Raw genomic sequence first — 12262 nt, 5'->3', positions numbered from 1 at the left:
TATCGCCGGTGTAGCTCAGTCGGTAGAGCAGCTCATTCGTAATGAGAAGGTCGGGTGTTCGATTCATCTCTCCGGCACCAAATAGAAGCCCTAGGTTCGCAAGAGCCTGGGGCTTTTTCTTTTGCGGCTCCTCGGTTTCATCACGATTTGCGCATAAAAGAACAATGCTTTATAATCTGCGGATTGCTGCGTGGCACTTGCCCTGCGCAGTATCTCTCAGGCAGTTCTCACGTTGCCCACGCTTGACTCCATACAGTCATAGCACTCCATGGCAAGAAGCTTAAGCCACCCGCAAGCGGCTGGCTTATTTGATCCCGGCTCATCAGAGCTGGACTCCTTCATTTTTCATTGGTCGGCATGCCCTGCCCTGGGTTTGTGCCGCCCGTTGACTCGATATGCATACAGAACAAATCACAGAGCGTGTCGGCAACTACATTGTGACTGCCCTCACCCAAATGACTCACTCCGGCAAGGTTGCTGCAGCGGTTTCCATCCGACGCGGAACCTATGACCGGATTTTCAGGTTTATCCGCCAGTTCGACACCCCGGATATGGCCAGCAAATATGCCCTCGCCGAGGGGCGCAGCATGGTGCTGGACAACCAGTTGAACTGACCTCTTTGTAGAAAGGAAATATTTTGGCCAAAGAAGAATTGATTGAAATGCAAGGCAGAGTGGACGAGGTTTTGCCGGACGCCCGCTTTCGTGTGACGCTGGACAACGGCCACCAGCTGATTGCCTATTCCGGCGGCAAGATGCGCAAGCACCGTATTCGCGTGCTGGCAGGCGACAAGGTAACGCTGGAGATGTCTCCCTATGATCTGAACAAGGGTCGCCTGACCTTCCGTCATATCGAGCGTTCCAACAACAGCAACCCTGCGCCGCAGCAGCGCCGCCACTAAGCCTCGGCGGTTGATCTGGTGCGCTACGGCGACCAGTTCGACATGCTTGTGTCAGCTGCAGGATCACGGGGCCGCGCAAGCACCCGGCCTGCAGCTCAATTGCAAGCTCTGCCTGCTCCAGATGCAGATCGCAGAGGTCAGCTCTGGCTCTTCGATGCTCGCACTGCCTTCAGCGCGTGTCGATATGGATCGCTGAGGCACACTCACGCCATTTGTTTGAGATTCCCACCGCCTGCACATCCAGCCTGACCAGCCGGGAATCAGGCATGCACAAAGTCCGCCACCAGTCATCGGTGGCATTGCTATCGCCGGCCTCATCCCAGCTCCTGCCCCTCGCTGCAAGTGTTGAATTTCCTTGTAGATCTGCGACCTTCCTGCACGTAGCGCTGGCCTCGATGCAGCTCATAACTATCAGAGCCAGCATCAACATGATGCCCTGACGTAAATCATGCGATAGGCCAACCTCCCTGCGTTCGCGGGCACCAGTGTTCAGGCCAGATATTCGCAGGAATACGCCAACCGGCTTCGGTGCTTTTGCTGCGTCCTGCGCCAACCTCCTGGCCATGGATCGACAAATACCTCCAGGCAGCGTTCCCCTTTGGCAAGACTACGGATTTGAAATGATGGCTCGCGCCCTCAGATTGCTTGAATGTCGTCCAAGGACCCGAGAGATCAGTTCCGACAGTTCAGCACTCGGCACGATTGCGCCCAGCCGCCTTGGCCCGATACAGGGCTTGATCGGCCGCTTCAACCAGATCCAGCGGACTCGCCAGTCCATGCCTGCCCTGCATGCTTGCCGCTCCTATGCTCACAGTGACATGGCCGAATTGGCTGGACTCATGGGCAATGTCGAGTCCTCGTATGCACTTCAGCAACTCCTCGGCAACGCGCATGGCCCCCTCCAGCGCGGTATTGGGAAGAATGATGGCAAGTTCCTCTCCGCCGTAACGTGCTGCCAGATCCCCTGAGCGCTTGGCCGACAGCTCCAGCTGCCGCGACACCGCTTTCAGGCATTCGTCGCCGGCGACATGACCATAGCGGTCATTGAAGCCCTTGAAATGGTCAAGATCGATGAGCAAAAGCGAGAGCACCGTCCCGTCACGCGCGGCACGCCGGACCTCCAGTTGCAGTACCTCGTCGAAGCGTCGCCGGTTCGCCAGCCCTGTCAACGAATCCTGGGTGGCCAACCGCTCCAGTTCGAGGTTGGCATCCAGCAACTTCTCACGCACTGCCATCAAGGATGTTTCTGCCTGCGCACGCTGTCGGATGAGCAGGATCAGACGCCAGCCTATCAGTGTGACAACTGCCAGCAGGCCTAGCACCACACCAGCCGTCAGCAGCGCCTGGCTTCGCCAGGCTTGCAGTGCCTCATACCGCCCCCGGGCCACCACCGTGAAAACGGGATAACGATCATTGCTCCTGAAGGCATATAGCCTTTCCGTTCCATCTATGCCGGACTCAAAGGACGCCGTGCCGGATTTCAGGTTTGAGTAATAGCGCAGAAAGTTAGGGGAGCGAGAGAAATCACGCCCCAGATCCTGTTCACGAAATGGATAACGCACCAACAACTGTCCGCTGGTCGTTGCGAATCCGATAGACCCTTGCTCGCCGACATCGATCTTGCCAAACAAGTGCAGAAAGTTCTCTATTCCCAGCACGACAACGATGACCCCGGCAAAGTCCCCCTCTTGGTTCTCAAATCGCCGGCTGATGGTAAGCACCCATTCCCCTGTAGAGCGGCTACGTATGGGCGCACCGATGAAGATTTCGTGCGACGGGTTATCGCGGTGGTATGAAAAAAAGCGACGGTCAGCACTGTTGCTTCCCTCGAGAAATCCCCCTCTCGATGACATGAGCCATTTACCGCTCGCATCGATGACAAGCAATTCATTGAGCTGGGAAAGCAGATGTTCCTGGCGGCCGACCAGTTGCTGCATGCGCGCAAGATGCTCAGGCGTGGTGCCCTCCACCTCCAGCCGCTCAAGCATGCCGAGCAGCAGCATGGAGCTCTGGGTGAAGACCCCCTCGGCATAGGTGTTCAGCGTCTGTGCAAGATTGCGATTGTTGGTATCAATCTCGCTCAGAGTGCGTTGATGCGCCGACCAGATTTGCCAGCTGGTGGCTACCAGTACAGAGACCCAGATTACCAACAGCAGACTGGTCGCCAGCTGTGCATCGCGCTTGGCAGCCAGAACTTTGCACCCGCCACCACGACTGGTGACGCTGGCCTCCCTCTTCTTTTTTCGACACCACACCTCGACACTCCTCTCATCGTCAACCTGGCAAGAGCGGCACTTTTGCATTGCCTGTAGTTCCCCTGCTTAGATTGGACAGGGTCGGACGGATTTTCCACCATCTCGTGAAACGACACGGGGCAGAGCAGCAGACGAGGCCGAACCTGAAGCTACGGTTCAATCACTGCCAACGGGGCCGCAGCGATCATTCCTGCTCAAGGAAACTGCGGCACAGCTCCCAGGGCGGCCAGGGCTGCGGCAGCATCTGGCAGACTGTGCCTGGTGCCCATCGACATAGGACATTCTGGTTCGCCTGCCCGGCTTGCCGACGGGAACGGCTGGCAGACGGGTGATCCATCCAGTGAGCAGGACATGGGATCACCCCTCTGTGGCGCCATCGATCCGGAGATAGACAGCGCCAGAGCCGATCCATCTCTTGACCGAACGCGCCAGCCGAGCGACCAAGGCAACACCATCAGAAAAGGTCTGCCCGGAAAGCAGCGGCCACGGTCCAGACATGCAATCCAGCAATCGAAGCCTCTTCGGGCGCAGACATGCCTCGATAGGAAACCAGCGAGCCGGCCCAGCCCAAAGCGGTCTTCCGAGGCTCAGCCAATCCCGGCTCCGGTTTGCGAAATCAATGTCCGTCTCCTGAAGCCATGACATTCGAGTAGCTGTGTCTACTACCACGGTCCAGATCAAAGCAGTTATCCATTGAAAAGCTATCTTTTGAATAGCTTGTTCCGCTTCAATTTACTTGATTTCAGATAGAAATCATGTCAAAGCTAATGTATTTAAAGCACAAGCCGCTCTCTTTTGTATAAGTACCAGCACCTCACGCACGTCCAGTGCATAGCCACAGCACAAATCTCGCTCATGAATTGATACAGTCTCTTCGGTGCATTGCGCTTATGCTCGCAGCGTTCTAAAACCGATGCGGCCATGGCTTGGGCCATGGACTGCCCCACCCACAATGAAGAAAATCCTTGCTCTTGTTTCCATCTGCCTGCCTGTGGTGCTGATTGCCACGCCACTGAGCAGCCAGGCACACGATCGTCATCACCATCACAAGCGCGAGCACAAGGAAGAGTACTGGGACGGCCACTGCAAAGTGGAGCGCAAGTGGAAGAGCAATGGCGAGTACAAGGAAAAGCGCAAGTGCAGAGATCGTCCAGATGCCTACTATGCGCCACAACCGGTTTATGTAGCCCCGCCCCAGCCGGTATATGTCGCGCCGCACCCGCAAGGGCTGGTGATTGATTCACGCATCGTGCTCAGGCCCTGAGCCGCTATTCGCCCAGCAGGCCGACAGCCTCCGCTGCAATCAGATCCCAGACCAAGTGCGCGACGGGCGACAGCTCACGCTGCTGGCGCTTGACCAGCATGATGCTGCGCTGCACCTTGGGCACCAGGGGACGGCTGACCAAAGCGGCACTGCCAGCTGCCGCAGTCGTAGCAGTCTGAGCTGCCCAGGCCGAGGGAATGGCGAGACGCGGCACCACGCTCAAACCCAGACCTTGCTGCACCATGCTGTAGATGGTGGCCGTATGTCCCACCTCCTGCACCACCGATGCAGCCGCGCCATGCGCCTGCAGTGCGGCATCGATCAGGCGTCGGCTGCCCGACGCATGATCGAGCAGCACCAACGATTCACCAGCCAGCTGTTCCCAGTGCACCTCTTTCTTGCGCGCCAGGCTATGCGAGGAAAGGCAGACCAGACAAAAAGGCTCGGTCAGGATGGTCTGTGCATGCAGGTCCTGTTTCTCGGATGGGTCGATCACCACCCCAAAATCCACCTCCCCGCTGCGCACGCTGAGCAGCACATCGCTTTGAATACGATCGAGCAGCTGGATATTGACGCCCGGTGACTGTTGTCTGCCACGCGCAATGCATTGCGGCAGCAGGTTGGCGGAAAGCGTGGGACTGCTGGCCACCTTCACGCGGCCCTTGCGCTGAGTCGCCAGGCCTTGCACTTCGAGCAGGCAGGCATCGAGATCCTCAAGCACGCGCGAGAGATTGCCCAGCAGCAGACGGCCTGCCTCGGTCAGTTCCACCTCACGCGTGGTGCGATGCAGCAGCAGCAAGCCCAAGGCCTGCTCCAGATCCGTCACATTGCGGCTGACGGCAGGCTGGGTCAATGCCAGGGCATCGGCAGCACGACTGAAACTGCTGCTTTGGGCCACTGCCACAAAGGCACGCAGTTGACGCAGACTGATATTCATATCAAAAAATTATATGTCTATCGAATAAATCCATTTCTCTTTTAAATGGATTGCGTGTCCAATACGCAGCCATCGCGCACCGGTCCGGTGCTTTGCATGGATGGCTTCAGTTCAAGAATATGTCTCGCCCCCGCTTTGTCCCCGATAACTTCACACTGGCACTGATTGCCACCGTCATCTTCGCCAGCTTTCTGCCCGCCTCGGGCCAGGTCGCCAAATATGTGGAACTGACCACCACCGGCATCGTCAGCCTGCTGTTCTTTCTGCACGGCGCCAAGCTCTCGCGCCAGGCCATCCTGGCGGGCATAGGTCACTGGCGCCTGCATATCTGGATCTTCATCGCCACCTTTGTGCTGTTCCCCGTGCTGGGGCTGGCACTGCGCCCGGTGCTTTCGCCCCTGGTCACCACCGAGATGTATATCGGCGTGCTGTTTCTCTGCACCCTGCCCGCCACGGTGCAATCGGCGATTGCCTTCACCTCCATGGCGCGCGGCAATGTGCCCGCCGCCGTGTGCAGCGCGTCCGCCTCTACCCTGCTGGGCATTCTGGTCACGCCGATTCTGGTGAGCCTGATACTGCACAAAAATGCAGAGGGTGGCGATGCACTGCATGCCATTGGCAAGATTGCCATGACGCTGCTGCTGCCCTTTGTCATCGGTCATCTGATGCGCCCTGTGATCGGCGGCTTTTTGCAGCGTCGTGCCTCCATCATCAAGCTGGTGGACCAGGGCTCCATCCTGTTTGTGGTCTATGCCGCCTTCAGCGCGGCCGTCATCAGCGGCCTGTGGAAGCAGACACCCCTGCCCTCGCTGCTGGGCTTGATCGTGTTGTGCTGCATTTTGCTGGCCGTCGTGCTCCTCATCACCACCTGGGGTGCACGCCGCCTGGGCTTCAGCAAGGAGGACGAGATCACTCTCGTGTTCTGCGGCTCCAAGAAAAGCATGGTCAGTGGTATTCCCATGGCCAATGTGCTCTTTCCCGCCGCCTCCGTGGGTGCAATCGTGCTGCCGCTGATGCTGTTCCATCAGATCCAGCTCATGGTCTGCGCCGTACTGGCGCAGCGCTATGCCAAGCGTGTGCAGATCGCCGATCAGAGCGAAGCTCATTAAGAGCACAAGACCCATAAAAAGGGGCGCTTCATGCGCCCCTTGTTCTTTTCACGGAAGATCCATCATTTCAAGTAAGCAGCGTCAGCGCGTTTTGCTGACGCAGCAGCTTCGCAGCCTCCGTATTGACGACATCGGTCACCACCACTTGAATTCCAAGCCCGGTCGCAGTCTCGACGATGGCCTGCAGCAGATGCAAGGCACCAGGGCTTTGCGCAGTCTGCTCCGAGAATTCACCCCCCAGTTTCACATAGCGCAGCGGCAAGGTGTGGAGCTTGGTCAGGCCCATGGGCTGCTGATCCAGACGGCGCAGTCCCACGCCGACACCGGCCAATGCCATGGCCCGACAGAACTCGGCCACTTCCTCGGGATAAGCCGTCAGTCCATGCGCATCCAGCTCCAGACAGAGCAGGGACAGGCGATGCTCCCACTTCTGTGCACTCAGCTCTTCACGCAGCCGGCCCAGGAAGTCGGGCTGGGCCAGCGAGGGCAAGGAGATTCGAATGACCAGCTCGCAATCGTTCTGCTCAAGCCATGCAGCCCCGAGGGCCACCGCTCGCAAATCGAATTCTGCCGACAAGCCCAGGCGCACGGCGACCGGCAAGAACAGCGACCCCATCAAGGTCTCGCCGGAAGCAGTGCGCAGCGAGAGCGACGCTTCGCCGCGCTCCTGCATCCCGTTTCGGCCCTTGAATTGCAGTAGTTGAACGGACAGGGAAAGCGCATCCTGTGCCTCCAGGGCGGCAATCAGCATTTGACGCCACAAGGTTTCTCCGGCCAGATCGGAAACCACCTCATCATCGCCGTAGGCTACATATTCCACCTCGGCCTGGCCCGAACTCTCGGCTCGCATCAGACCGTAGTCCAGCCGCGCAAGCACACCTGTTACCGAACTCGATGCCGAGTAATCGGTCAGGGCAAAGCTCCAGCGGCACCATTGGCCGCTGCTCAAGGTCACACGCATGGACAGCAGCACCTGTCGGATCTGCTGCACCAAAGACATGGCCTGGGGCCCGGCCAGGGCCGGCATGAGAACCACAAAGTCCGAGCCATTGAGGCGCGCCAGTTGGGCCTTGCACTCGGCATGACTCTTCAACACCTGATTGACCTGTTCACCCATCGCAGCCAACCATGCATCGGCACTGGCCCGGGACATCTGCGCATTCAGAGCCAGCAGATCACGCTGCCTGAACAGCATCACATGGCCATGTGCCGCAACGCCATCAGTTTCGCTGAGCGCGCGACGCAACTCATTGACAAAGTACTTGCGATTCGGCAGCTGAGTAACTGGATCAAGATTGACCTCCAGCTCCAGTGATTCGATACGCTCCATTTGCTCCTGCGCCGTAGCCTGCACCCGCTCTCGGGTGTCTGCAATGGCGCTGAGTACGGGCACCAGCTCGGCAACCGCGGCCTTGGCGGGCTTCGCCGCTATCTCACTTCCTGCCTGACGTCCAATCGCCTGAACCTGTGCCGAGATTTCCTGCTGCAAGACCTTGCGAAACCATCTGAACAGCAAGACTACAAAGAAAGCCCAGGCCAACCCGGCCAGCACCACCACACCCGTCAAGCGCACGCTGCTGCCCCACAGTGCCTGGCTCGCATAGCTGTCGTCCACAACCAGCGTCAATTGCCCAACCTGCTTCCAGCCATCGCTGATCACACGCTCTGCCTTTGGCGAACGCAGCGGCAGCACCTCCACAAACCACGGCGGAGCAGCACCGTCCTTGAGCTTGGCAGAACTATCGGTAATGCCGTTGTCGCGTCTGCGCTCGAACAAGGTCTCGCCCTGCGGGGACGCCAGGCGGATCAGCTTGAACTGCCCGCCATCGAACAAGGCCATCATCAGCAGCTCCTGCGTGACCGGATCCTGGTTGGCCGGCTGCGACAGCGACAAGGCCAGCGAAGATGCGGCGTTCTCACTCTCGGACTGCAACTGCCCGTCCAGATACTGGCGTGCAGCACCAATGCTGAAAGCCAGGGTGCCGATCAGGATGGCCACGATGGCCACCGTCACGCTGATCAAAAGTTGTTTCAACAACGACATCTTGCTGCCTTATCTGTGTCGACCATTCAATAGGGCTTCGCTGCCTGCAGCGCGAAACATGGCATTCATGGCAAAAAACCCTCCTGTTTCATGCGCGCCAGCAGATCGCGCCAGCGCGTGATCCTGTCCACCGAAGCAGGCTGTGCACCCGCGACATATACACCCTGGGCATTGAAGCTGAACACAGGAGTCAAGTCCTTGCGCTGGCTGGCCGGCATGATGTTGTCCAGCAGGCTGTCGAGCACCAGCGGCTCGGCTGCAGGGGTCTCGTAATAGCCCAGCACCATATGCGCAATGCTCTGCGTACTACCCACGCCCCCCAAGCGGGCACGCACATAGATCAGGCGCAGTTTCTCTACCGCCACGCCTAGGCGCAGCAGCGAAAAATACTTGCCAATCACGTAATCCTCGCAGTCTCCAGCACCCCTACCCAGGGTTTCAAGAGGCGTTGCCCAATAGTCCGACTGGGACCAGAGGACGCTGTCCTCCGACTGCAGCACTGCGCGATTCCAGAACGTGTTGACGGCCGGCAACTGCTGCTGTAGCGACCTGTCTTTCTGGGCTTGCAGCATCGTCAGCCACTGACCCAGCCTCTGGACACCTGCGGCACCATAACGAGACTGCATGCTGCTCTGCAGCCGCTCGCCGTCGAAATCCAGCGCGACGGCTTCAAACCCGTTCTGCAGCGCCCAGGTTCCGAGAATCGCCGAGCCATACAAAAGCATGCCTCTGCGCGACAGACGCTGCATTTTTTCCACGGGCTGTGGAAACAGGAGGCTAGGCAAAGTACTCAAGCGAGTTGCAAAAAGAGCAGGCGCGCAAGACATAAATTGCTTGAGACGCCTGTAAATATTGTGATGACCGCTATGAATCTTGAAAGGTCGATGAGAACGCAGTCAGGATTCAATGCTCACAAATGTAACCAATCAAGCAAGCTCTTGAAACAACCTGCCGATCACAGCCTAGCGAAGAGGCAGAAGACTTGATATTTCAAGACTTCTACCTGACCTCGCCGGGAGCTGCTTATCAGCTGTGGTCGATCTTGAGCTTGCCTTGATCGATCAGCTCCTTGATCAAGGCGTTCTGATCCGCCGTGCTGGTCAACGAGTGCCCAGCGGTGAGATCCACTCCCTTGAACGTGATCAGTTGATCGTAGTTGGAGCCTGTAGCACCCAAATTTCCATCGGTGGAGACCTTGAGCACGGTATCTGCACCACTCTTGGAGAAATTCAGGAACTTGGACAGATCCGTGCTGCCCTCCTCCCCTTGCAGCAGATCGTGCAGGTCCAGCACATCATTGCCGTTGGCATCGGAGCCGCCCTTGCCGAAGTCGTTGATCACATCCTTGGCAGGAGCCGCAGTGGTTCCCTGATCGCCCTTGAGCCACAGGAAAATATCATCTCCTTCGCCGCCAATCAGGGTGTCATCGCCCTTGCCGCCGACCAGCACGTCATTGCCCTTGCCGCCGTCCAGCGTGTCGTTGCCGGTGCCGCCATACAACGTGTCATTGCCTGCATCGCCGTACAGGGTGTCATCGCCGCCCTGGCCGTAGATGATGTCGTTGCCGTTGCCGCCGTACAATTCGTCATTGCCGCCGCGCGTATCGCCCTGCACGTCGAAGATCGAGTGATTGTCCAGGATGAACTTGTGCAGGTCCGCGTCCGTGGGCTGCACGCCGTTCTTCAGCAGCAGGAACTGCTTCAGACCGTCCAGTCCAGCGCCGTCGCCCAGGTCGGCCGGCTTGGCGGGATTGCCGTTCACGCCCCAAGGCAACTGATCGGTATTGATCGTGTCGCCGAACAGGATGTCATTGCCATCGCCGCCGAAGATCTTGTCGTTGCCGACAGGCGCCAGTACGTTGCTCGAGCTGCCGCTGATCAGCGCCGATTCGAGATCCGACGGGTTCAATACGACCTGAGAGTTGTCGGTACGACCTGTGGTGTACGTGCGGATATTGTCGATATCCACGCGGAACTGCCCGCTGCCCGAGCTCTTGTCATTGACGATGAACTGGTACAAGTAGTCGCCCGGCCCATAGATACCGGTTGTCTTGGTATTGGCCTCGCTACCCGATTCGACCTCCTTCCATGCCGTGCCGTTCCACTTCAGCAGAACCCATTTGAACGTATCGCCCGTTCCCTTATTGCCCAAGCTTGCATCGAAGCCAAACGAGGCCCCAGCGGGATTGGTCACCACGATCTTGTTCGCGGCATTCATGGTCACGGTGTAAGCCTGACCGTCCGACGTGGTGTCGGTGATGCGCATGGTATTGCCGTTCTTTGCGGCGGTACCGGTTCCATCTTTATCCCAGTTGGCGGGATTGTTGGCGCCCGAAGTACCACTGAAGTCCACGTGGATCTGACCACCCGAGGTAAACCGGCCGCCCGTATTGTCGTACTGGTTGAGCGTCGAAGTGGAGACGCCAGAGCCAATCCCGATCCCGTGCACTTCGCTGACGTTGGACAGGCGGGAGAACTCGGTGTCGCGGTTGTAGTTCGACTCGTAAGTGGGTTCACCGTCCGTCAGGAAGAAGGTCAGGTTCTTGTATGGGTTGCCGTAGGCGTCCGTCGTGGGCTGACCGTCGAGCCAGTCCTTGGCTTCGCGGAATGCCGAGCCGTACGGCGTGCCTCCACCGGTCTTCAGACCCATAAGGATGTCGACCATTTCGTCAACATTGCCAAGCGTAAGACCCGAGATTTCCTTTTGCAGCTTGCTCCCGCTACCTTCGAACGTGATAAGCGATATGTTGATGGTGCCGTCGTGGGTCGCCAGCTGATTCTCCAGCAGGGCCTTGAGAGCCTTCTTGGCGGTGTCCAGGCGCGACTCGCGGCTAGCGCCAGAGCCCCATTTGTCCGCCATCGAACCGGACAGATCCAACACCAACGCAATGTTGTAGCTGGCGCCCGGCGTCACGTTCTTCATCATGCCGCCCTGGTCGCCCAACAATACGTCGTCGCCGGATCCGCCCTTCACGGTTTCGTCGCCGTTATTGCCAGTGGTGAACTGGTCGACGTGCAGCGTGAACGTCTGATCGCTGGACGTGTCCTGGCCGCCGTTGGCAGTGCCGCCGGTGTCCTTGACCTGGAACTGGAAGGACGCGCCCGCGCTCTCGCCAACGTTCGAGGCGTTGGGCGTATATACCAGCTTGCCGCTGGCGAGATCCGCCGCGCTGATCTCCTGGCCTTGCGTCACAGCCTGGCCATTGAGGTACAGCGTGCCGCCGGAAGGCAGTGAATCGATGACTACCGACTTCATCGAATGGCCTTCCACCGGATCCGAGAACGCGAAGTCCTTCGCGCCGAACACGTAGTCCTTGCCCTCGGTCACGTGACCGAAACCATCCTTGGACACAGGCGCGTCGTTCACCGGCAGGACATCGATGTCCAGCGAGGAAGACACCCGGCCCGTGCCGTCCGTCACGGTATAGGTGATTTGCGGCACCACACCGTTCCAGTTGGCGTTGGGCGTGAAGACATAGCTGCCATCGGCATTGATGAAGATCGAGCCGACACCCACGATGTTGGCCGTGGCGCCAGCGGCATACTTCGTGCCATTGATGGTGAATTCGGCGACGCTCAGTGCATCGTTGTCGGTGTCACTGGAGCCCGTCAGCACGTTACCGGACACCGTCTGGTCTTCCAGGCCGTGGTTGGTCTGGGCCTGGATCACCGGCAGGTCATTGGTGCCGTTGATGGTGATGGTGATGGTGCTGGTGCCCGTGCCGTCAGCGGAGGCGACCGTGTAGGTCTCGA

9 protein-coding genes and 1 tRNA gene are annotated in these 12262 nt (G+C 58.7%); 5 read left to right on the top strand and 5 right to left on the bottom strand.

Going from position 1 to position 12262, the window contains the following annotated elements; all coding sequences use genetic code 11:
• The first annotated feature begins 4 nt into the window (after positions 1-4).
• The 3 genes from JAO85_RS12390 (at position 5) to infA (ending at position 901) form a co-directional block, all read left to right on the top strand.
• Positions 5-80: transfer RNA gene (locus tag JAO85_RS12390), tRNA-Thr, on the top strand.
• Positions 81-395: 315 nt separating this feature from the next.
• Positions 396-614, top strand: coding sequence for a hypothetical protein (locus JAO85_RS12385; RefSeq protein WP_003053604.1), 219 nt, complete (start codon positions 396-398; stop codon positions 612-614).
• A 23-nt stretch (positions 615-637) separates the two neighbouring features.
• A complete protein-coding gene (gene infA / locus JAO85_RS12380; RefSeq protein WP_003061434.1) occupies positions 638-901 on the top strand; it encodes a translation initiation factor IF-1 in 264 nt (87 codons plus the stop codon).
• A gap of 686 nt (positions 902-1587) precedes the next feature.
• On the opposite strand, the gene JAO85_RS12375 is transcribed toward infA, so the two are convergent.
• The gene (locus JAO85_RS12375; protein ID WP_202788174.1) at positions 1588-3156 is read right to left on the bottom strand and encodes a sensor domain-containing diguanylate cyclase; all 1569 of its coding nucleotides are present in this window, start codon (positions 3154-3156) and stop codon (positions 1588-1590) included.
• A 952-nt stretch (positions 3157-4108) separates the two neighbouring features.
• Between JAO85_RS12375 and JAO85_RS12370 the strand changes: the two genes are divergently transcribed.
• Entirely contained in the window at positions 4109-4420 is a 312-nt protein-coding gene (locus tag JAO85_RS12370) for a hypothetical protein (RefSeq protein WP_202788173.1), read from the top strand.
• 4 nt (positions 4421-4424) lie between these two features.
• Here the strand turns inward: JAO85_RS12370 and JAO85_RS12365 are convergent, their stop codons facing one another.
• Positions 4425-5357 (bottom strand): LysR family transcriptional regulator, encoded by a 933-nt coding sequence (locus tag JAO85_RS12365; RefSeq protein ID WP_012838964.1) that lies wholly within the window; start codon positions 5355-5357, stop codon positions 4425-4427.
• A 119-nt stretch (positions 5358-5476) separates the two neighbouring features.
• On the opposite strand from JAO85_RS12365, the gene JAO85_RS12360 reads away from it, so the two are divergent.
• Positions 5477-6466, top strand: a complete 990-nt coding sequence (locus tag JAO85_RS12360) for a bile acid:sodium symporter family protein (RefSeq protein WP_012838965.1) — start codon at positions 5477-5479, stop codon at positions 6464-6466.
• 67 nt (positions 6467-6533) lie between these two features.
• On the opposite strand, the gene JAO85_RS12355 is transcribed toward JAO85_RS12360, so the two are convergent.
• From JAO85_RS12355 to JAO85_RS12345, 3 genes are all read right to left on the bottom strand, one after another.
• A complete protein-coding gene (locus JAO85_RS12355; RefSeq protein WP_237734820.1) occupies positions 6534-8510 on the bottom strand; it encodes a LapD/MoxY N-terminal periplasmic domain-containing protein in 1977 nt (658 codons plus the stop codon).
• 65 nt (positions 8511-8575) lie between these two features.
• Positions 8576-9259: a transglutaminase-like cysteine peptidase gene (locus tag JAO85_RS12350; protein ID WP_052088508.1), complete on the bottom strand. Its 684-nt coding sequence runs from the start codon at positions 9257-9259 to the stop codon at positions 8576-8578.
• Between the two features lie 277 nt (positions 9260-9536).
• A partial coding sequence (locus JAO85_RS12345) for an Ig-like domain-containing protein (RefSeq protein WP_202788172.1) occupies positions 9537-12262 on the bottom strand: 2726 nt, incomplete at its 5' end.

This window comes from Comamonas sp. NyZ500 (genome assembly GCF_016772095.1).
GTDB classification, from domain to species: domain Bacteria; phylum Pseudomonadota; class Gammaproteobacteria; order Burkholderiales; family Burkholderiaceae_C; genus Comamonas; species Comamonas thiooxydans.
This window is presented reverse-complemented; position numbering and strand designations above follow the sequence as displayed.